Origin of the sequence: Hymenobacter sp. HDW8 (genome assembly GCF_011305775.1) — a bacterium.
GTDB classification, from domain to species: domain Bacteria; phylum Bacteroidota; class Bacteroidia; order Cytophagales; family Hymenobacteraceae; genus Hymenobacter; species Hymenobacter radiodurans.
The window spans coordinates 1303138-1325107 of sequence record NZ_CP049907.1; the positions used below are offsets into that span (position 1 = coordinate 1303138).

At 51.3% G+C, this 21970-nt stretch carries 21 protein-coding genes and 1 tRNA gene; 4 read left to right on the plus strand and 18 right to left on the minus strand.

From position 1 onward, the window contains the following. Positions 1 to 5: 5 nt before the first annotated feature. From G7064_RS05305 to G7064_RS05375, 16 genes are all read right to left on the minus strand, one after another. Positions 6 to 1316, minus strand: coding sequence for a WcaI family glycosyltransferase (locus G7064_RS05305; RefSeq protein ID WP_166072768.1), 1311 nt, complete (start codon positions 1314 to 1316; stop codon positions 6 to 8). 66 nt (positions 1317 to 1382) lie between these two features. Next, positions 1383 to 1808: a VanZ family protein gene (locus G7064_RS05310; protein WP_166072769.1), complete on the minus strand. Its 426-nt coding sequence runs from the start codon at positions 1806 to 1808 to the stop codon at positions 1383 to 1385. A gap of 98 nt (positions 1809 to 1906) precedes the next feature. Then, positions 1907 to 2791 (minus strand): glycosyltransferase family 2 protein, encoded by an 885-nt coding sequence (locus G7064_RS05315; protein WP_166072770.1) that lies wholly within the window; start codon positions 2789 to 2791, stop codon positions 1907 to 1909. A 66-nt stretch (positions 2792 to 2857) separates the two neighbouring features. Continuing rightward, positions 2858 to 3403: a DapH/DapD/GlmU-related protein gene (locus tag G7064_RS05320; RefSeq protein WP_166072771.1), complete on the minus strand. Its 546-nt coding sequence runs from the start codon at positions 3401 to 3403 to the stop codon at positions 2858 to 2860. 143 nt (positions 3404 to 3546) lie between these two features. Next, a complete protein-coding gene (locus G7064_RS22265) occupies positions 3547 to 3882 on the minus strand; it encodes a glycosyltransferase (protein ID WP_317172829.1) in 336 nt (111 codons plus the stop codon). Continuing rightward, positions 3765 to 4808, minus strand: a complete 1044-nt coding sequence (locus G7064_RS05325; protein ID WP_240935763.1) for a glycosyltransferase — start codon at positions 4806 to 4808, stop codon at positions 3765 to 3767. Before G7064_RS05325 ends, G7064_RS22265 begins: the two co-directional genes overlap by 118 nt. Beyond that, entirely contained in the window at positions 4805 to 5929 is a 1125-nt protein-coding gene (locus G7064_RS05330; RefSeq protein ID WP_240935765.1) for a glycosyltransferase, read from the minus strand. The genes G7064_RS05325 and G7064_RS05330 overlap by 4 nt, the downstream gene beginning before the upstream one ends. Before the next feature lie 165 nt (positions 5930 to 6094). Then, a complete protein-coding gene (locus tag G7064_RS05335) occupies positions 6095 to 7501 on the minus strand; it encodes a hypothetical protein (RefSeq protein WP_205711181.1) in 1407 nt (468 codons plus the stop codon). A gap of 412 nt (positions 7502 to 7913) precedes the next feature. Then, positions 7914 to 9185: a glycosyltransferase family 4 protein gene (locus G7064_RS05340; protein WP_166072774.1), complete on the minus strand. Its 1272-nt coding sequence runs from the start codon at positions 9183 to 9185 to the stop codon at positions 7914 to 7916. Positions 9186 to 9188: 3 nt separating this feature from the next. Then, entirely contained in the window at positions 9189 to 10214 is a 1026-nt protein-coding gene (locus G7064_RS05345) for a glycosyltransferase family 4 protein (protein WP_205711182.1), read from the minus strand. 49 nt (positions 10215 to 10263) lie between these two features. Continuing rightward, the gene (locus G7064_RS05350; RefSeq protein ID WP_166072776.1) at positions 10264 to 11004 is read right to left on the minus strand and encodes a hypothetical protein; all 741 of its coding nucleotides are present in this window, start codon (positions 11002 to 11004) and stop codon (positions 10264 to 10266) included. Next, positions 10932 to 11372: a glycosyltransferase family 4 protein gene (locus tag G7064_RS05355; protein WP_166072777.1), complete on the minus strand. Its 441-nt coding sequence runs from the start codon at positions 11370 to 11372 to the stop codon at positions 10932 to 10934. Before G7064_RS05355 ends, G7064_RS05350 begins: the two co-directional genes overlap by 73 nt. A 97-nt stretch (positions 11373 to 11469) precedes the next feature. Next, a complete protein-coding gene (locus tag G7064_RS05360) occupies positions 11470 to 12369 on the minus strand; it encodes a glycosyltransferase family 2 protein (protein WP_166072778.1) in 900 nt (299 codons plus the stop codon). A gap of 40 nt (positions 12370 to 12409) precedes the next feature. Continuing rightward, a complete protein-coding gene (locus G7064_RS05365) occupies positions 12410 to 13702 on the minus strand; it encodes a lipopolysaccharide biosynthesis protein (protein ID WP_166072779.1) in 1293 nt (430 codons plus the stop codon). 110 nt (positions 13703 to 13812) lie between these two features. Beyond that, positions 13813 to 16170 (minus strand): GumC family protein, encoded by a 2358-nt coding sequence (locus G7064_RS05370; protein ID WP_166072780.1) that lies wholly within the window; start codon positions 16168 to 16170, stop codon positions 13813 to 13815. A gap of 58 nt (positions 16171 to 16228) precedes the next feature. Continuing rightward, positions 16229 to 17017, minus strand: a complete 789-nt coding sequence (locus G7064_RS05375) for a polysaccharide biosynthesis/export family protein (protein ID WP_166072781.1) — start codon at positions 17015 to 17017, stop codon at positions 16229 to 16231. Positions 17018 to 17554: 537 nt separating this feature from the next. On the opposite strand from G7064_RS05375, the gene G7064_RS05380 reads away from it, so the two are divergent. Then, complete coding sequence (locus tag G7064_RS05380) at positions 17555 to 17815, plus strand: hypothetical protein (protein ID WP_166072782.1); 261 nt, start codon at positions 17555 to 17557, stop codon at positions 17813 to 17815. 338 nt (positions 17816 to 18153) lie between these two features. On the opposite strand, the gene G7064_RS05385 is transcribed toward G7064_RS05380, so the two are convergent. Continuing rightward, positions 18154 to 18226: transfer RNA gene (locus G7064_RS05385), tRNA-Lys, on the minus strand. 110 nt (positions 18227 to 18336) lie between these two features. Between G7064_RS05385 and G7064_RS05390 the strand changes: the two genes are divergently transcribed. After that, complete coding sequence (locus G7064_RS05390) at positions 18337 to 19020, plus strand: hypothetical protein (protein WP_166072783.1); 684 nt, start codon at positions 18337 to 18339, stop codon at positions 19018 to 19020. A 63-nt stretch (positions 19021 to 19083) separates the two neighbouring features. Here the strand turns inward: G7064_RS05390 and G7064_RS05395 are convergent, their stop codons facing one another. Further along, positions 19084 to 19890 carry an SDR family oxidoreductase gene (locus tag G7064_RS05395; RefSeq protein WP_205711215.1) on the minus strand — a complete coding sequence of 269 codons (807 nt, stop codon included), beginning with the start codon at positions 19888 to 19890 and terminating at the stop codon, positions 19084 to 19086. Between the two features lie 220 nt (positions 19891 to 20110). Here G7064_RS05395 and rlmD point away from each other — a divergent pair, with 220 nt between their 5' ends. Both rlmD and G7064_RS05405 read left to right on the plus strand, forming a co-directional pair. Then, positions 20111 to 21460, plus strand: a complete 1350-nt coding sequence (gene rlmD / locus G7064_RS05400) for a 23S rRNA (uracil(1939)-C(5))-methyltransferase RlmD (RefSeq protein WP_166075051.1) — start codon at positions 20111 to 20113, stop codon at positions 21458 to 21460. Between the two features lie 10 nt (positions 21461 to 21470). Beyond that, positions 21471 to 21968, plus strand: coding sequence for a hypothetical protein (locus G7064_RS05405; RefSeq protein WP_166072784.1), 498 nt, complete (start codon positions 21471 to 21473; stop codon positions 21966 to 21968). Positions 21969 to 21970 lie beyond the last annotated feature (2 nt).

The following is a 21970-nucleotide window of genomic DNA, read 5'->3' on the forward strand; positions in this document are numbered from 1 at the left end:
CACTACTAGACAGAAGGCTCCATCTGCTTTTCACCTAGCCCCATCGTGGGAGCGTCCACGGGCTGCAGGGCCGGCGATACTGTCCACGCAGCTTCAATGGTTGTCATAATTTTCTCCAGCGATAAATACTTCTCGGCGTAAGCGCGAGCATTAGCCGTAATGCGGTGGTGTTCAGCTTCTAAAGCCTGTTGGATTCCCTGGTTAAGCGCTGCTTGATTCTCAGCTGGAATCAGCAACCCCATCTCATGCTTTTGCACTAGAGCATGTAGCCCGGAGTTTTCGTTCGCAGTTATCAGCGCCAGGCCTCCTATAGCTAGAATGGTGGTAAGTTTGGAGGGCATTACCAGATCGCTGGCATTGGCTTTCTGAATGACGAGGTGTACATCAGCTACATTCAAAAACGCATTAAACTTGGAAACTGGTTGCAGCGGAAAGAAAATAACGTTTGCCAGCTGCAAGGCGTCAGCTAATTGCTGCAGGGTCTTTTTGTAAGGCCCGGAGCCGCAGATAACAAACTTAATGTCAGGCTGGTGCCCAAACTCTTGCGCCGCATACAGGATGGCCTCCAATCCTTGTTTTGCGCCAATAGCGCCCGAGTACAAAACTATTTTATCGGTGGGCGCGAACCCAAATTCGGCTTTTAGGGCCGCTTTATCGGAGATAGGGAAAAACTGCTGAAGATCAGACCAATTAGGAAGCAGTAACACGTCCTTGTTGGCCTTGCCCTGTATTTTCCGCACCATGCTTTCCGAAACGCTGCTTACTACGTCGGCTTTGCTGAGGATGAATTTCTCAATCCTAAGTAGAAGATTAATTGCTTTAGCAGATTTAATCATTCCTAAATCGCGGGCCGCTTCAATTTGCAGATCCTGAATGTGATACACAAAAGTTGCATTGCGTAGCAGCTTGTATAGAACTCCAAGCAACCCAAACTGGAAAGAAGGAGCTACCACCAGCACGATATCAAACTTTTTGCCGGGCAACAGATGCAATAGCTTCCCCATAGCCGAAGCCAGAAATGACAAGTCCAGCAATATCCGCTTCAGGCAAGATGGCTGGGCCGGCACGTACATGGGGCAGCGAAAGACTGAAATTTGCCCCCCAGAGTCGAAATGCTCTACCTCTTTGGTATACCACAACTTACGATTGGTATAAGGTGCCTGCACCTGCCAGTAAGGGTAGTATGGATAGGTGGTAATAACCGAGCAATCGCAGCCATTTTTGGCCAGCCAATGCATCATTTCACCACTGTACTTCCCGATACCAGTTGGTTCGGGCGAGAAGTTATATCCGATTAACAGGACTCTTTTTTTCATAGCAAGGCGGCATTTTTATCCTCTACCCCATTCGCTAAGCCATTTGTACTGATGCGTTTCGGCCTGCTACCCCATCTGTCGGTGATCGGCCGAGCGCCTGTTGAACAGAAGCCCTAACACTGCCCCAACCATGTTCAGCAAAACATCATCAATGTCAGCTACTCCTACTTTGAATATGTATTGAGTTATCTCAATAAAAACACTCAGGCAGAGGGAAACGAGTAGAATATTATATTTTATTTTATGCGTAATAACCAGAGAGATTATAGCTGGTAGAGGCAAGAAGAGAATAACATTACCGAGAACATTAGCAATAAAATAATACACCTCTCTACGGCTATTCAAACCAAGTGTAAAATAATAATTATAGGTAGATTGAAAGGGAATATAATTTATTAATCGCGTCTCCAGACTTCTTTTCCCAGCAAATAAAACCACGTAAATAAGCAAGCCTACATAACTCACGGCAGAGAGTATTTTCAGCCATTTCATTTTTAAGATGTATTACATCATTGGAAAATACAGACTACGACAATATGTTTTTTTTCTTTTTAAAGAATGATAAATAATCTAGGGATAGGGAAGAATACTTATACTCGCTCTTGCTGATTTTGCAGTAAGCTTGGCGTAAGCACCTCACTCTGAGATTCATGTCGGCGACTTACCCGACTTTTCGCTCTAATTTCCCGCATTTTTATTTGAATCATAAATTCATAATAAGCATTATTAATACAGTATATTAGACCGGGAACTCCTTCCAGAAAACCCAGATTCAGGATATAAGCCTGCATGAATCGAAGCAGGGGCCATCCGGGAATTCTACTGAGCCATGATTTTAGCGCCAGATTACGGATACTGGCATGACGGGCAATGACATCTTTAAAAGGAGGGCATTGATACAGTCGCGCAACGGCTTCCTTACCAGAGTATTTATTGTGTCGATCTATCCACTGGGCCCAGCCTTTAGAGAATCCGTAGTGCAGATAGGGCTCTGAAATGTAGCCAATATCTCCCTCCACCTGGGTTTCCTTCTGCCCATGGCCAAAATCAGTAAAGCGCGCTTTTTTCTTGCGTAATACCCGAAACTGCCATTTTGGAAAATTATCGCAGTATTTAAGCCACCTGCCTTCCAACATTAATTTCCAGCAGCAATAAAATCCAGCTATGTTATCAGAAGCTGTATTAACCGCTAAAAGTAAAGACTGCTGAAATTCCTCTGTTACAACTTCATCCGCATCCAGAAATAATATCCAGTCGTGCTGCGTCTGTATATGGTCTAGGGCAAAATTGCGCTGCTTGCCGAAGCTCTCAAAAGTATTGGACCACACCTTTGCGCCGTAGCTGTTGGCAATTTCTAAGGTATTATCCGTGCTGCCAGAATCAAGAATATGTACATCATCCGACCACCTGACCGAAGTCAGGCACGCCGGTAGATCAGACTCCTCGTTTTTAGTTAGAATAATTACTGAGATCATGAATACTCCTTCCTGATAAAGAAATGTAGATGTGCGTTAACACTTTAAGACGTATCAACACCATGATTAGAACCTGTCTCTGATTTTGACGGGTATGCACGGGTGGCCTGCGCAAACCATCCACTCGGGCATATTCTGGGTCACTACTGCCCGGGCACCTACCACGCAGCCATCGCCAATGGTAATTCCCGGATGAATAAAGGCGTCGGCCGCCACCCAGGCGTGGTTGCCAATATGGATAGGTTTTGTAATAAGTGGAAACCCCGGCTCTGTATAGTCGTGGGTGCCGGCCACTAAGTGAGCACCCTGCGATATGACCGCCCGGCGGCCAATTGTAATTTTACCTAAGCAGTAAAGGTTGGCGCCGCTGGCCACCCCACATTCGTCCGCCAGCTCGAGGTTCCAGGGTGCCCAAATTTTTACGCCGGGATACACGTGCACACCCTGACCCACCTTGGCCCCGAAACACCGGAGCAGGAAGGATCGCCAGCTATGCAACGGCTTAGGAGAAAACCGAAACAAAAGCGCGGAGCATACATCCCACACTACCCTGCCCACCCGATTGCGCAGAGAAAAAGAAGGGCCCTGATGAGTATCAACGTTCACGCTCATAGAGCCAATTTAATGGAAATATCTCAATTAAATATAGAATTTGTTCTAATCATAGCCGCTAAATCTGCTTATTTTTTCAGACTAGTCATCCGTATATCTACTAGGTATAAGCCCGGAGTTGAGACCACATTGCTATAAGCGCATTAAGAAGGCAAGTCCGGTTCCTGCAACGCTTCTATTACTCTCTCGGCGGCGGGGCCTAAGCCAAAGTAGTGGTGAAAAGCGGGACGGCTTCGCTCGGTCATCGCGCGTTTCTTTAATTCGGTGAGCTGGAACCAGTTTCGTAGAAGCTGCTGAGTACTGGCCTGCGTATCAGGCGCTACCAAGCCGGCACCCGCTTCCACGATCTCGCGCCAAATGTTCACCTGCTCGGAAATGAGCACGGGCTTCCCGCAGGCCAGAGCCTCGACCACCGCAATCCCAAAGTTTTCCTGGTGACTGGGCAGCACGAAGGCCTCGCAACCATAAAAAGCCCCCACTTGGCATCGCCGGTAAGCATACCCGAAAAATGGATGTCGCCGGCCACCATATGTTCACCCGCGAGCTGCTGTACGTGTCGGCCGAATGGGGTATCAAGCCCAGGACCAACAATGACCAGGGCCGGATTGGGGGCTACCTCCGTTTGGGTTGTGCCTTTCACGGGCAGACTCAGGTGCGCGCGCTCAGGGTGCACTACTGCTGCGGCTAATACGCTCGCATACGCCTGCACCAGCAAATCGACGCCCTTTTTATGATCAATTCGGCCTAGAAAGAGTATGTAAGAGCGGTTTTGCAGCGCCGGGCAGGCAGCGAGGAAGGCCGCCTGCATGGCTGGTGTATAAGCGGGTGGCTCAGCTACGCCCAGGCCTACTACCCGCTCGCGCCGTGGGTGGTAGGGGCTAAAGGGTTGGTGCGCAAGGCGACGCTCGGTCTCGCAGGTGAAGAGCAGCGCATGAGCATCATGAATGACAGCGCCTTCAATCAATTTCCAGTAGAGCCAGTTTCGCCAGGCCTTGAGGCGCCGCCCCGATGCTCGTTGAAAATAAGGGTCTAGCATGCCGTGAGGCATTACGAAAAGCTTTGGCACCTTTGATTGCTTCGAACCATGCGCTTGGAGCCGCCGCGCCCGCCGCACCGCATACCCAGGATACAGCCATAAGCCGTGCAGCAGAACAGCATCGAAACGCGCAAGGTTGGCCAGAAGCCAGGGCATAAGCCTCGGGCCATAGCTCCAGGGCCCTTGCCCTGGCCCCAGAGCGTGCAGTAGAAACGAATCTTTTTGGATCCAAGTAGCCTGGGGGGCGTCTAGGGTAGCTACTTCATTGGCAACACCTCGCTCGGCTAAACTCTCAATCAGGGTTCGTACCGCCTGACTCACGCCACCCAACCGGGGGTCCATGCTGGCTACTAGATGAAGCAACTTCATGCGCTGGGGTAAGCTTGCAGGATGACTTTATAAATGGCTTCTATTCTATCCAGCGCAGCAGCGGGGTCAAACCGCCGGGCATTGGCCTTCCCTGCTTCGATGGCCGTCTGGCGCTGCTCGGAGGAAAGATTCACCACGTGATCCACCATCCGGGCGCTGTCGGCAGTCCACTCGGGCACGTCTATCGGCGCTGGTCGCCGGGGTGTATACCAGGCAGCGGTGGCGCCCACTTCCGTCATGGGCGCGTGGCCGGTGGTGATAACCGGACAGCCCGCCGCCATGGCCTCAGCAATGGGCCAGCCAAAGCCCTCGTCCAGCGAAGGAAAAAAGAAGACTGTGGCGCCAGCATAAGCCAGCCGTACAAACTCATCTTCCAGGCCGCTAATCATATGTATATCAGCTTGAAAAGGAGACTGGTGCCAGAGTTCTCTTAGGGTAGCTGTAGGGGCTTCTCCAATTAGTAATAAGGGCAGTGGAGCGCTATTCGTGGCCCGCCAGGCGTTATACACTTCCACAACCCCAGTCCGGTTCTTATACCACTGATTGCCACCTACATGCAGCAGATAGCCCGCGGTCAGGTCAACGCCCGTTTTCTGACTCAGTAGGCAGCGGGCCCGCGAGGCATCCTGGGGGGCAAATTCCTGGTTGAGACCATTATAAACAACCTCAGAAATGGCAGGCCGATGCGGCAGGAAGCGGTGCAGATCATCGCGGGTATTGCGCGAAACCGAAATAAAATGCTTGCCCTGGCTGTACCCCCGACGAATATATGCCTGGTACTGCCGGCCGGTCCAGCTGGTGGGGTTTTCGGGTATTTCGCCGAGGGCCGCCCGCTGGGCCAGGAAATCATGACAGTGAATAGCGTGGGGCCGATTGGCTACCAGCGGCACCCAGGGTCCTAAGGCCTGATCTGTAAAGACAAAAAGGGTATCCGGGGGGCTTTTTTTTATCTGCTGGTGTACCTGGCGGGGAAACAACACATACTGATCCAGGTAGCCCAGCCACTTACGCAGGGGCTTAAAACCAGATAACCCGACCAGGCGAGCAGGTGGCATCCACATATCAACTCGGTGACCCCGGGCCCGCATTCCTTCCGCTAGCATATGCGCAAAACGAGGCATACTCTGATGACTTAGGAAAGCGGGATGAGTGAAGAAAATTATAGTCATACGAGGTCAGAACGCGACTGGGCAAGGCGTAAAACAGAGTATCCTGCGGACTAAATTGCCCCCAGTTAGCGCTTGCGGTAGTTCACGACGGGATAAGTGAGGCTAGGCGACCCTAACCTAAACCACCGTTATGGGCTCACCTCGTAGCGACGGAGAGCTACCCGGATGTGCGCCTCGTGCTTGCCGCGTGTCTTTTCCCATTGATGGCGGCACGCGCATAGAGGCCAGAATAACTCCTCCAATTAGGGTTGAGAAGCCCAAGCTAGTAGGCTGCGCCCACTGCCCCTGGGGCAGAATGAGCAATCCAAAGCTAAGGAGCAGCCAGGGCAACAAGTCCCCCTGACCCAGTTTTCGGTAGCACGCTAAGGCAATTTTTGCGCTGAAACTCAGGCGAATAAAAATTATGATGATGCCCAGTAACGGACCCATTTCGCCAAGAAGCCGAGCCCATTCTCCCTCCGCAATCATAAAGCCGCTACCACCGGTCATGAGCTTACTGCCAACATTCGTCCCTAGTCCTAAGCCGTAGCCCCAGAAAGGCAGCTGCCCCGCAGCGGCATCCGTAATGGCGCCGACTTTATTGCCTACGTACCGGTCTAATATTACCCCTTCAATACCTCCTTCAATGGCGTTAGCTGCTTCCAAGCGAGACAAGAACGCCCCCATTGCTGTCTGAAAGAAATCGGTTTGACTTAGTACTGCAAATGCCACCAGGAGCCCGAAAGCTGCACCAATGATACGGCCCGTGTACTTCGGTTTGCGGGAAATTGCAATCAGGGTAAATATGAGCGTGACGCCTACAGAAAAAAACAGCTTTCGACTGATAGACAACGGAATAGCCGCAATGAGGCCCATCGTAGCCGCAATAAGTATCCACTTGCTGATGGCGCCGGGATTAAGCCAGAAATAAACAACAAAGGGCGCGACAAAGCTGAAAAACAAGGTATTTCCGGTAGTGAAAGAGAACGTGCCAGGTGGGCGCGAGTAGCCCAGCGCCCCATTGAAGCCAGCCCCAGCTAGGTCGCCACCTACGCCCCGGTTAACCCAGGCTGATTGTGGACTATAAAACTGAAGCGTTATCAGGATCGTCATGCCAATGGCAATCCATAACGTCACTTCGCCGAGCTTGATGACGTCATCGCGCGTGAAAAGGCGCCCGATGACGAACATAAGCGGGAAGTGAAGCAGCAGAATCCGGGCACCGTACAGGGCAACCGTCAGATTGCCATGACCCAGCAACATGGCGGTAAAGATGCCCACCACCCCAATCAGAACAATCCCAATCAGGTAAGGATGCGGCGGTAGCAGACCACGTTGCCACGCTTTTGCTACCAACCACAAGGCAACCGGGTCGCGGATAATAAGCAAGGGCGTAGCCAGTTCAGGCAGTACCCATTTGCGTAGGGCTCCCTCAAAAATTATCAGAATAAAATACAGCCATATTCCGCGCTTCAGCTTCGTATCTACGCTTGCTGCTGCCAAGTTAGAAACAGAAGATAACTGCGGATTAAGTACGCTTACCATAGTATTACGGGCTTCTATTTTAGCTGCTATTAAATTGCAAAGTGGTGTGCGCCGCACACCCATACACTTACACTAATTCATGTTGGTTCGGGCTAAAAATCCCTGCACTATAATGAGTAAGAATCAACCAAGTGGCTATTGTTCAGCTGCCTTTTCAGTTGCTAGAAAAGCCCCCCAATGGCAAAAAATGCGAGGCCCTGAATACGCTATTCGTTTAAATTAACCTTAAGGGAAAAATATATATTGTTGTCACGAATTATAGCGCATTCTAACGATGGATGCAGGCTAAATTTACCGATAATAGTGGAGAATAAATAATTCCAACGGGAGGCTTATTTCACTGGATTTCAAGCTAAAAACAAGAAGCTATTACCCATATTTTTCCTAAAATAAAGCGGCCTCTGCCACTCCATTAGCGGGGGGCAAATTTGGGAGCTGTCACGGTCGGCAACGCTTGAATTGCCTGCGCCAACTCCTGCCCATACACTGCCCAGGGCCGCTCGCGGGCAGTTTCCATAGCTGCTCTGCCGACCTGCACTATCATCGTGGGGCGACGAATCAGCGCTTCAATTGCGTTTTGTAAGGCGTTAGCGGAGCCAGCTTCTATCAACCAGCCGTTGTTGTCCTGCTCTATCAGGTCGGGGCCAGCGGTTCGTTCGGTTGTTATCACCGGCGTGCCCTGCGACATGGCTTCCGTAATCACAAGCCCAAATCCTTCGAACAGGGAGGGGAATAGGAGTACGTCGTGGGCCTGCATGATTCGTAATATATCGGCATGCGGAAGGGTAGGTATCCAGCGGTGTTTGCTTAGAGCAGCGTCTAGGGCTGGGCAATTGCGGCTGGCTTTCTGCCCCACTACAGTGAGTTCTACAGCCGAGCCGAGCGCGGCCACCGCGGCGAAAAGCTCAGCAATGCCTTTGCGCTGCGAAAGGCCACCCACAAACAGTAGGCGCAAGGGGCGACGGCCCGCAAAAGCCGCGTATTCACGGTTAGCGGGCACCGAAGGAAAACCGTACGGAATAACCTGCACGGGCGCCAGCGCGCCAGGGTAAGCCTTCAGAGTAGAGGCAGTAAACTGGCTGGCTACGAATATGTAATCGGCCAAGTGCAGCTCATCATCCTTGCGGGCCAGCTTTGCGTCTGAATCCTGAAACCCGGTGAGGGTAGCGGCCCATTCGGGTTTCAGGAGTCGCTCACTCTCCAGCAGTTGCCGCGCCGCCCGCCAGTAGCCAATAGGCAAATCATACAGGCACGCCAAATTAGCTTGCTTAGCGGCCTGGAAGGAGAATTGAGCACCGTCCTCATACGCGTACACCGCTTTTGCCCCCCGTTGGGCAGCCTCGGCTAGGTTAGCCGCCACATAGCGGTCAAAGCTTTGATATACAGCATCTACCGAAAGGCAGCCTACTTCGTGCGTGGTCAGGGAGGTGAAACCGGCCTTGGTAGCCAAGGCACGCCCGGCTTCCCGCCAGGGCCAGGTATGAGTCTTGGGGCGCAGGCCAGCATCGAACTGGCGGCGGCGCAGCTCAGCCAAGGGCCCCCACGCCCCGCAGGCATCCAGCCAAGTATCGGGAAAGGTGGCAATGCACGTTCGGAACTCCGCGAGAAGGCCAGCTTCATTCAGCCCGCTGGCGGCGGCCCTTACGTTAGCATTGCCGGTAGGATGCGCTACAACTATTCCCATGAATTACTTCTTTAAGGCCTGCTCAATTACCTGCAGATATTTGCCCCCCACCAGTGCGGGGTGATGCGCTGCGAGATGAGCCGCCGCCGCCGCCCGGAGCTGCTGGGCGCGCGCGGGGTTCTGCACTACCGAGCGCATACAGTCAAGCAGGCCCTCCACGCTCCCCCGCGGAAAGCATAATCCGGCCTCTCCTACTGCGTCTGGCAAGCCCCCGCCATCCGACACTATCGGGATGCAGCCACAGGCCATGCCCTCCAATGCGACGTTGCCGAATGGCTCTTCCCAACGCGAGGGCACCAACAGAAATTGGTGCTGGTTCAGGCAAACAACTAGCTTCTCGCCCTCTAGCGCGCCCATGAAAACGACCTGGTCTTTTACCTCTAGGCTCAATGCGAGTGCTTCCAGCAATGCGCGGTCGGGGCCGTCGCCGACGATGGTTAAAAGCGGCGTTGATGATTGTGTCATCGTGGTTTTAAGCTGAGCAATGGCTTGTATGGCCAAATCGGCTCCCTTATCTGACACCAGCCGACCTAAAAACACAAAGCTCCGGGTGCGGGCTACCTCGGGCATGATGCGAAAAAGAGCCACCCGGTAGGGATTACCAATAACGGTAGCCGCGGGCCAGGATTTCTTACGCACGGCTTCGCTCACGGCAATGACGGCCGCTGCGCGCTGCAGCCACCGCTGCTTTAGCTTATCCTGCCACGCTATCTCATTATCAGTTCGCGTGATCCAGGTTCGTATGGCCACGACGGATGGTTTATGAAACAGTAAAGCTGGCCACGATAACCGGAGGCTGGGATTATTCTCGTACACCACATCGGCCCATTGATGTTGCTTTAAGAGCGCAGGCAGGCTTGGGTTTCGCAACACCACATATGGAAAGGATTTGTCGCCGGGGCGTTGGGTCCAGGTAACAACGTGTACCGCATGCCCGGCCTGATGGAAAGCCAGCGCCAGAATTTCGGAATTCACTTCAATTCCGCCAACATCGGGGTAGAACCGGTGGGTAATAAAAAGTATGTTCACGGCCAACGGGTAAGGCGGGGGGCAAATTTCACAGGCTGTGGCATCCTGGCTACTTTCCGCTGAGTTGATGGATAAATTCTGTGGCCACCTCGGGCAGCCGGGAGGCGTAGTCAGGACGAGGGCCGGGGTGAAAAGCGGCCCTCAAGTCGGGGTGAATCAGGTGAGGTCTGAAATCGTAGTCCAGGGGTTCGTTATTTCGCCATTTGGGCAGCCATACGGGCAATCCATGCTCTAACATGGCAATCGCGGAGCCGCTCTTCCCAAGCAGATATGGGGCCGAGCGCGCAACCCCAACCGTACACCGACGCATCAAATCGCTTAAGGCATCCGACTCCATAAAGTCGCAGTCCACAATATCGACCTTGTGAGCAGCCAGCTCCGTTTGCAGAGCTTGGATGAAGATGTCTTTATTCAGGCTCTGCCCACTCACTACAATGATACTCAGCGCATCCGGCGCGGCCCGGCAGTAAGCACTCAGCCCCTGTAGCAATTGACGCAGATATGCGCCTCGGGGGGCGCATCCAAAATACAGGATGCTCGGCGAGGAAGGCTTGGGCGGTTTGGCTGAGAAAAGCGCTTCCTGCTTGCCGGGCATAATATTGCCAAACAGCGGCAGCACTTCCGATTGAACTCCTAATGCTTTCAGTCGCTTCTGATTGAAAGGAATCGAAACAGAAACTGCGTCCGGCTTGATAGCAGTGAGCATCCGGGAGATAATCAACCGTTGCCCCCACGCCACAACGTGTTGAGTGAGCTGCTCGGGAGCATCGAGCCAGAGTTCGTGAAACATGAAATGCCACCGAAAAAGCCCCCAAGCGACTTCAAATCCTGCGCAAATGCATAAGGCAGACCCTTCGCCTGGAACGCATAGGGCACAAACTGCACACTCACCCACTCCGGATTGATTCTACCAATCCATTCTTTCGCCCGACTAAAGCGCTGGGCAGCCGGCCAGCTAGCTGGCACCCGCAGCACCGGCACTTCCACCTCATCGCTCAACTGTATACCTTCCGTGACGGCAGGTACATGGCCGTCTTTGAGGGCGGCAAGCGCCACCTGATGGCCTTTCTCCACCAAAGCCCCTGCTAGTTTACGGCTATAGTCCCCCACCCCATCGCGGCCAGGCTCCAGTGCGCCACAGAGGAAAACAATGTTCATTGGTTGTAGCCTTCGCCTGATATAAGTATGGACAATTTTTGCCCATTCCAGAGATTGAAAAAGCCCCCCAGCGGGGTCTGTGTTGCCAAGCTGCTTCTTAGCTTGGCTCTTTGGCAAAATTGCCTTTAGTAGAAGCCTGGACGTGTTCGTCTACCGGTGTCCGAAGTTTCTTTACTTCGTTTTTGAATTGCTCAGATACCCTGACTACCAACGCTATGGAATAATGGCGCCGGAATATTTCCGACGCAATCTGGCGCAGGGTCAACAGCTTATTTCGGGCAGAAGGCTGATGCACAAACGAGAGCATGAGCATAGAGAAAATTCGGGCGCTGTCTGTGATTTCTATGGAAGAAACCGACCGATTGTTTTCGTCATAATGATGTATGACGTACGTGTCGGGCAAGTGCTTCACGCGGAATCCTGCTTTCAACAGCCGCGCGCCGTATTCCAAGTACAGGATGCCGAATTTGTATAGCTCAAGGTTGAGAATATTCCGTTTGACTACGGCCCTAGGATAAATGGAAGCGCCACAGGAAATGCCACAATACTGGCTCATATCGTGGGGAACGTAGGAGAAGCCCCGCGGATGCAGCTGCCCCGGGATGGGCGGAGGCAGGGGCCTTTCTTTTTCGGTCGGATAATATTCGCCAATTGTCCAGATGGCCTGCTCGTCCCTTTTTATTGCTCTTAGACAGGCCGCGATATGATGATCGGGAAATTCGTGGTCATCATCCATAGTTCGGAAGTGCGTGCCGGCGCAGTGTTTGGCCACGAAATTACGGTTGGCATACAGGCCTTTTTGGGGCCCTTGGAGGTAACCACAACCGTAGCTTTGCGCTATTTCCTGGTTGACGCGGCGCATCGCTTCCGAGTCCGAATCGTCGGATACAAGGGTTTCGAAGGGTTGCACGCTTTGCCGGGCCAAGCTGGCCAAGGTCCGGTCCAGGCTGTCAGGTCGGTTACGTGTTACAAGGGCCACGGACAATGAAATCTCCATTCTATGCGTAGTTAGCCGTAAATACCTTGAACTGGGGGGCTTATTTCGTCCCGGTAATCTTGAGCAGACTAAAGGAAACGTGCATCAGGGCCTGCACGCTCGCGATGAATATATTCAACAGCAATACACCCTTCAGCGTCGAAATATCAATCAGCAAGACACCCAGAATCACCGCTGTTATCTCCAGAGTGATGGAAATAACCGGATTGATAGCCCAGCCTCTATGAATGTAAAGCGTGAACGACGAGCCTGCCACCAAGGCCAAACAGCTCCCGATGGCACTCAGCAACACCTCATTTTGCAGGTGAGCATACTGTGGCCCTAGCACCCACAGGATTTCCTTGGCAAACAGCCCCGCCGCCCCAATGATAGCAACACTCAGTAGTAGCAGGCCCAGCTGAATTTTCAGGTAACGATTAAGCAATAGCGCCGGTTTGGGGGGCATTCTGGCAAACCGCGGCGACACGAGCGTGGCAAGCAGCCCCCTAAATACGCTGGTAATAATGGCCAGCCGACCCAGCGCGCCCACCTCCGCAACGGCGGCAGTTGTGCCAAAAATGGAGATCAGCCAAAGGGTGATTTGGCTCGAGGCACAGTAATACATCACCCCCGGCAGTAAGCGCTTCACGAAAGCCAGAATCTCCTTCCGTACCACCGGGTCAGTGCCTGAGGGGCTGGGCGCGGTAAAGTTGTCGGCGAGGTGAGCTAACCGCCTGTTCCCCCAAATCTGCGGTAAGCCGGCAGCCAGCGTCGCGACGAATGCCATGGGGAAAAAGAAGATAGTCAGTCCCAGAAATACCAATCGTCCGATGCTTACTTCAACCTGTATCTTTTGCAGGGGAGCAATAGCCTGATGCAGCTTCGGGGTTATTTCTAATAGTTGGCTGGAGAGCGCCGTTAAAAAGGCTGGGATAAGCGACCCAATAATGAGGGCTGACATCAGCCAGCTGGCCCCGTGGTGCCTCAGTAAAAACCATAGAACCGGCGAACCAAGCAGCAAGCAACCTAGGGCAAACTGTTTTCTGAGCTGCAGCCCCGTACGCAGCACCGTTCCCAGCTTTTGCTTGTCCTGCCACACCTTGCCGCCCTGCGCCATTACTCCAGCCGTAATTCCACCGTCGGCCAACAGAATCATGGTGCCGAGCATGGTATTGGCCAGTGTATAGAGTGCATACTCCTGTGTAGGCAGTAGCCGAATAACCAGAATACCACAGAGCAGGCTCACGGCTTGCACCAGCGTTTGAGTACCACCCGTAATGGTGACCAGTTTACCCCACTCCAGCGCTTTGGTGTAATGAGGATGAGCAGCCAGTCGCTGCGTGAGGACTTTCATAAAATGCTGCGTTTGCTCAAGTCCGGCCAAAAAAGCCCCCCACCCCTATCACTGACTTGTTTATTCAGGCCATCATGAATAACGATTGATGCGTACCAATACACCAGAATTTAATGGACTGCTTTCTTCTTCTGATGACCATTCTGGCCGTTACCGTAGCCATACCCGTAGCCATAGCCATAGTTTGCGCCGTTCGTTTCTTTAGCATCATTAAGCACGAGCAGCGGCCGATTGAGCGTCTTATTCTGATAGATATTTTTGATAATGTTCAGCTGAGCTTTATAAGTGTAGTTGTACCGCACCACATAAACTGTAAAATCAATAAAAGGGCTTAGCGTAAGTGCGTCTGCCACCTGCCCGACGGGTGGCGTGTCGATGATGACATAATCAAAGCTTTCCTTAAGCTCATGCATCAGGTGAGCAAATTTTGAGCTCATCAATAGCTCAGTCGGGTTTGGAGGAATAGGCCCGGAGCTAATCACATCTAAGTAGGGGACCTTTTTAGACGGCTGAATAATGTCATGAATTGCCACGTCATCAGCCACGAGATAATCCGTAATGCCGAGTCCGGCCGTCAGTTCCAGTTCTGCCGCTACCTTGGGCGCTCTGAGGTCGAGATCAAGCAGCACCACCCGTTTGCCTGTGAGAGCCAAACTCGCCCCTAAATTGATGCTGAAAAACGTCTTGCCCTCCCCACTCATACTCGACGTCACGAGCATGGCTAGATGGTGTCTTCCCTGGGCCTCAAAGTTCAGGTTAGCGCGAATAAGCCGAAACATTTCTGCGATAGGAGTCCGGTTGCCTGCGGACACTACTACCGTTTCATTTTTATTGTAGACGTTGTGCGCGATTTCGCCGACAATCGAAATTCCCCCAACCACACTTGTCACGTCTTGCTGCGTTTGCACCTTGTTATTAAGCAGGTTGCGCACATAAATACCTGCTATCGGCAACCCTAAACCCAGCATCAGCGCCATCAAATAGATTATTTGGGAATTGGGGCTGATCGGATAGTCGCCCCCAATTGCAGGATCGATAACGCGCGCGACCGAAGCCGTAGCCGCCAAAGACAACGCCGTTTCTTCCCGCTTTTGCAGCAAGTACACGTAGATGTTTTGCTTAATGGCCTGTTGGCGATTTATTTCCAACAACTCCCGCTCCATAGCTGGCACCTTCCTAATCTGGGACTGAAATTGCCCGGACGAAGCCCGTAAATTATTGCTGGTTATCTGTAGCCCTTTCTTGATGTTGCGCAGGTTCTCCAGGATGTTTGTTCGCAGATTATCAAGCTGCTCATTAAGATTCAGAACAAGCGGGTTGTTCGGCTGCGTAGTACGCAGTATGCGTTCGCGCTCGAGCTGCAGCTCATTGAATTTGGTAATCAGGCTCATCAACGTTGGATCCTGAATGCCCAGCGAGCTGGGCACCATAGAGTATTGGCCTGAGGTTTTGCGCAAATACGTTTCGATAGATTCAAGCACGTCTATTTGAATAGCCCATTCCGATAGCTGCTTATTGTAGTCGCTGGCTTGGTTCGTATAGTTAGAGGCCTGCGTAGAGATGTCCGTGAGGCCATGTATGCTCTTATATTTTTCCACCCCTTTCTCTACGCCAGATAACTCGGCTGTAATATATTTCAACCTATCATCTAAGAATTTGAGCGTATTCGTAGCCATCAGATTCTTGTCCTCAATGGCTTCCTTATTATACACTTCGATAAGCTTGTTGATAATATTTCTAGCCTTTTCAGGAATAGGATCAACAATGCTTAAGCTAAGTACGCTGGCTCCGTCGCTGACGGGTTGTACTACGATTGCTTTATTATAATGAGCCGCTACCTGCTTTATATCCTGAAAGTGGACGATAATTTTATTCTCTCCCAGATCCTTCACCGTGGCCGCTACTACAGTAAATTTTCCATAGGGCTTCGTGATTTGTTGCCCAAAGCTGTGAGTAGTTACCTTTCCACTATAGTCATCAAGGGTGAATGAATTGCCGCCTTTCAGGTACACGGCGAAAGATTGACCTGCTGCAGTGGAATCCAGGCCGTTGAGCAGCACCTTTATAGGTAGCGCACGACCATATATTTCGCGGTCTTTTACTTTGCCTTCCACATAATAGCTGGTAAATAAGCCTAGCTCATTTACCACTCTTTCCATCAAGGTTTTGGACCTCAGAACTTCTATTTCATTGTCGATATTCCTAGTCGATTTGAACGCGGGCAAATCACTAAATGCATCTGCATTAGCCAATCCTTGCCCGCTTTTATCATCCTTAATCAGCAAGGTGCTTTCGGTCCAGTATTGTGGCACCGCGTAGTACCGTAAATACAGGAAAGCCGTGGCCAGACCTAAGGTAGTACCAAGCAACAGCAAGGGCCAGTAACGAACATATTGCTGAATTAGGCCTCTGATATCTTTTGCTTCAGTTTGCTCAGAACTTAACGGAAACAGCTCTTTATTTTCCATGGTATTTAGCTGGTATCAGTATGACCTTCTATAAATAACTACTAAATATCGATTGCCCCTACCTCGTCAGGATGATGATGACGCTCAGAATAATAGAGATGGCTGAAGTTATCAGTGGCGTGTAAAAACTACTGGCCCCACCCTGCAGCGCTTTTGCTTTAATGGGCTCTACATAGACGATATCGTTCTGCTGGAGATAAAAGTCTGGCGAGTTGAGGATGTCTTTGCTAGCTAAGTTGACGCGGGTTGCCCGGCGCTCCCCATTCTTCTCCCTAATAATCAAAACGTTCTCCCGCTTGCCGTAGCTAGTCATGTCGCCTGCCATACCTAGGGCTTCAATAATGCTTATTCGCTCCGTGGGAATCGTGAACGTAGCTGGGCGATTCACTTCCCCCACAACTGTGATCTTAAAATTCAAAAACCGGATATTGATGATGGGATTTTTTACATGGTTTTTGATTTCAGATGTCATTTTCTCAGTAGCCTGCTCCTTAGTTAAGCCAGCCAGCTTTACACGGCCTAAGACCGGAAAATTTATGTTTCCAGCCTTGTCCACCAAGTAGCCATCCGGAGTTCTATTGGTTGATACAATACTGCTGTTACTTCCTGCAGGCTGCATCACCCCGTTATTGAAGAGGATATTCGATTCAGGGCTGAGACTGGTGATTGTAATGCTCAACAAGTCATCAGGTTGAATTTGAGGGTCGTTTTTGTTGGTTATTTCTTCGCGGTACTCCTTGTTCTCCTTTAGGTCGCTTAAATAGACAAGGTTTCTAGTGGCATTGCATGAGTTCAGTAATAAAAGCAGACAAAGAAGATTAAGCCGAAAGAAAATTCTGAATATCATAGGGGCGAGTATACTTTTTACCATGTGTAGCAATAGTGTAAGAACCTGAGAAGTTAGGATAAGCTTAGTAGTGCCATAAGCTTCAGTACAACAATAAGGATTAATTGTGCTACCTGGTAAATTTCTACTAATATATCATCTTTTATTCCTATTCCACAATTTTTCTCAGATTTCCATAACAGCTTGTCCATAAGCAAGCTGAGTTAATTTTTGGCCCATATAGAGAAGAGTAAAAGCAGGTAAAACATGTAAGTATTTAGACACAGCGGTTACTTACAAGAACTGTTCGCGCCGAATTGACTGCCTTTGCCTCTAAGCCGGGATACATTATCCAGCTAATTGAAGCCCTAAATCTGTTGCTCATACCTGTGTGTGGTATATATGCAGCCGATGCCCAAAGGCCACTATTTGGGTCCTGGGTAGTCATTATAATTCTAGAAATCAAGATGCTAAAACCCTAGTGCCTTCCCAACTTTTTAAAAATTTTTCAGTTCATTGAACTAGCACACTTTTAGCATAGCAGATCGTATGAAGCACATGAGTGCTTTTGCTGACTATATATTTTGCCTGTACCCTGTAGATAACCGGGTTGCGTTTTGCGTTAAGATGAGCCCAGAAGAAGAGTTCTTAAAGAATGCGGCTTTGCTGCTTAAATACACAAATCAAGAACTGAAGCAGTTCTTGGTCTGGACAGAGGAACGCACCCCTTATGGTCCACAAGCTAAAAAGCTGATTCAGCAGTTGGAAAGTATCGCACACGATCTGCAGCAATTAGATCAAGCCTATAAGAAACGTTAAGGCTTTCTCTAGTATTAGGCAGCAAACAGACTGGGTTGGCGAGTCTGCATTTTCTTCCTCTGCCCTAAACTCAGCCGACAGCTACGCTGACCACGGTATATCTAGTTTTTTCCCTATCACCCATACTGTGCTTCAAGGTAGATAATAAGGAATTGTCTACTAATGACTCAGATCATCGTTTTACCCGAACCCTGCCAAACAAAGCACCCGAGAAGCCCGAATTATGGCCGCTTGTTTGGGTATCGTGTTTGGGAAAGGTTCGAGTAAAACCATGCTTAACGTGCTAATATTGAAAATAGCAGGCATGAAAAAAGCCACCCCGTTAAGAGTGGCTTTCGTGATCCCGCTGGGATTCGAACCCAGGACCCATACATTAAAAGTGTATTGCTCTACCAGCTGAGCTACAGAATCGTTTATTTGCAACTAGAAATTGCCTTCCTTGATTGCGGGTACAAAAGTAGAGGGCCGCCCTTTAACCACCAAACGTTTTGTTGAAAAAGCTGTATCTTTTTTTTCTTTTTTTGGCATTTTTCAGTCAACCTGTTCTGGGCCAAAAGAATAGCTCAGTTCTTACTAAAGCAGATTCTCTGTTTGAAGCCAAGGCGTACGAGCAGGCCTATCCTTTATATCGACAGGTATTGCGGCAAGAGCAGTTGGTCTCGACACGTTTGCTGCTGCGCATGGCTTATATCCAGGAAGGTCTGGAACATTATCCAGCCGCGCTTTACTATCTGAGCCTTGCCCAGGCGCGTCAGCCTCGGGCAGCGACTTGGCGTAAAATGACAGAACTGGCGCAAAATTATCGCCTTACTGGCTATACGAACACCTGGCAACAACAACTCCTGATCACTATTCGGCGCTACTATTACCGCGTTCTACAGGCATTGTTGGTGGGCGCGGTGATAGGTGGCACGATGCTTTTGGTGCGGCACCGCCAGATAGGAGCCGGCTGGTGGGCAGTTTACGCTGTGTATATAGGATTGACAGCTGTTTACCTAAATGTATTTGGGCCGGAAAAGGTAGGCATCGTATCAAAGTCTGCTGCGGCGCTAATGGGGGCTCCCAGTCCTGGGGCTACTTGGCTCACAACTGCCGCGGCTGGCGACCGATTGGTGGTGACAGGCCAGCGCGATATCTGGTACGAAGTGCAGTGGCGCGGACAATCAGCCTACATTCGGCGGCACGATTTGATGCTTGTGCAATAAGAAAAAAGCCCCCTAGCAAGGCATTATACCTTGCTAGGAGGCTTTTCTGATTACTAGGCAGTCCTACTTGATAGGAGACCCTTCTTCTTTGCGAAAGTGATTGAGCACTAGTTTATCCGTGAGAGCGGGTAGCCATTTATTCAGGAAAACGGTCAGTTTGCCTTGGCCAGTGAGCACTAGGTCGCGGCGGCGCTGCTGCACGGCGCGTAGCAGGTGGCCGGCTACTTCTTCGCTGCTCATCATCTGGCCTTCGTCGCGGGGCGACTCACCTTGGGCGGAGCCATCGGCGGCTAGGGCTGTTTGGCGGATGTTGGAAGCGGTAAAGCCGGGGCAGGCAACCAGCACGTGCACGCCTTGGGGCAGCAATTCGGTGCGGAGGGCTTCCAGGAAGCCTTGCATGGCGAATTTGGAGGCGGAATAGCCCGTGCGGCCGGGAAGCCCGCGGTAACCGGCGATGCTGGAGATGCCCACGATAGAGCCTTTGGCGGCCAGAATATGCGGCAAGGCGAACTTGGTAGTGAAGACGGTACCGAAGAAGTTAGTTTGCATCAGGCGCTTAATAACCTCCAGATCAGCGTCCTGAAATAAAGCCCGCATAGAAATACCGGCATTATTAATCAGCACATCTAGGCGGCCGAAAGCGGCTACGGTTTCTTCGACGGCGCGGGCTGAGTTGGCTTCTACGCCCACGTCGGCGCGCACGGTGCGGTGCTGAATGCCGAGTTGGGTGAGTTGCTGGGCGGTTTCGGCGAGTTTGGCTTCGTCGCGGCCGGTTACGACGACGCGGGCGCCGGCTTGCCCGAATACTACGGCGCAGGCCCGGCCGATGCCCGAGGTTCCGCCGGTGATGAGCACTACTTTATCTTTCATATGCAGTTGTTCAAGCAGAAGCAGGCTCATGACTTTGCAGCCCACCGGAAGCAAAACTACGGTTTTTGCAGCGCCGCGGGGGGCTTTTTCGGAAGCCTTGCGCTTTGCTAATACGCCTCATCGGCTGGCGAGGCCGCTACTTTGCCCTACCTTTGCACCCGTGACTACGACAGCTAAAAAACTCAAGACGGAAGGACTCCGCGAAATTGAAATTACCACCATGGTAGCCGAGGGCAAATGCCTCGTACGCCATGATAACCTGGTTATCTTCGTGACCGGCGTAGCGCCCGGCGACGTGGTGGATCTGCGCATTACCAAAGCCAAGAAAAGCTTCCTAGAAGCTGTACCCACGCGTTTCCACAAGTATTCTGACCTGCGCGTGGAGCCGTTTTGCCAGCACTTTGGCACCTGCGGCGGCTGCAAGTGGCAGCACTTAGGCTACGATACACAGCTCCATTACAAGCAGCAGCAGGTAGAAGACACCTTGCAGCGTATTGGCAAGGTAGAAATGCCCCCCGTGGCCCCGATTCAGCATTCGCCTGCCCGCACGTACTACCGCAACAAGCTCGAATACACCTTCAGCCACAACGGCTGGCTTACTAACGAGCAGATTCAGTCGGGCGCGGAGATTGAGCGCCGGGTGTTGGGTTTCCACACCCCGGCCCGCTTCGACAAGATCATCGACGTGCAGCACTGCTGGTTGCAGCCTGAGCCCTCGAATGAAATTCGGCTGGCTGTGCGCAACTACGCTCACGAGCACGATTTGCCTTTTAATAACCTGGTGACGCAGGAGGGCTTCTTGCGCAACCTCATCATCCGCACCGCCAATACTGGCGACCTGATGGTGATTTTGCAGTGCTACTACCACCACGATGCCTTGGTGCCCCTACTGGAGTATCTGCACGCGAAGTTTCCCCAAATCACCTCGCTCAACTACGTGCTCAACAACAAGGGCAACGAGACTTTCCACGACCTGGAGGTGGTGTGCTACAAAGGTGAGCCCCACATTCATGAGGAGATGGAGGGGCTGCGCTTCCGCGTGGGGCCGAAATCCTTCTACCAGACCAACTCCGAGGGTGCATACAATCTCTACAAAATAGCCCGCGATTTCGCCCAGCTAACCGGCAATGAGTTGGTATACGACCTATACACAGGCGCCGGCACCATTGCCAATTTTGTGGCCCGTCAGGCTAGCAAGGTAATCGGGGTGGAGTATGTGGAGCAGGCCGTGCAGGATGCCTACGTGAACTCGGAAATCAACAATATTACGAACACGGCCTTTTTCGCTGGCGACATGAAGGACGTGCTCACCGCCAACTTCACCGCCCAGCACGGCCGCCCCGACGTCATCATCACCGACCCGCCCCGCGCCGGCATGCACCCCGACGTAGTTCAGCGCCTGCTCGAAATCCGCGCCCCCCGCATCGTGTACGTCAGCTGCAACCCTGCCACCCAAGCGCGGGATTTGGAGCTACTGGACCCCGCGTATCGCGTGACGCGCGTGCAGCCGGTGGATATGTTTCCGCACACGCATCATGTGGAGAATGTGGTAGCGCTAGAGTTACGGTAAAACTTAACCTATGCGTTTACTTATCTTATTTGGGCTCATAATAACCTTCCATCAAAGTTTTGGGCAAAGCTCACTGAGAGAGACGTTGCAAAAAGATTTTGCAGAAAGCAGAAAGAAACCTTACTCCACACATCAGAATTGGTGGACCAGTGACACCAGTAATGTCTTTTCTCGGGATTCTATATTCTTTCATAACAACCCAATTTATTATTTAGAAGAAGCAGAAGTTTGTAAATTCTTGAGTTGGTCATTCACCTCAAAATCAAGCATAAGTCAGTCTGCTTATTTCCCATGTATTGGGCATGGATACTTTGTCACTGCAATAAACGGTAGTGGGAATTACCGTTTCAAGTTCAAACAGTCCGGTAATAACCTTCTATTAAAGCTCATTAACTATAAACACCAAGTACGCTGGTTTACTGTTTCTCGCTTGCTAGAGTATGACGCCTCACGTAAAACCAGTTATCCTCTCATGATCTTGGTACGCTTAAAAAACAATGAGTTGTAAAT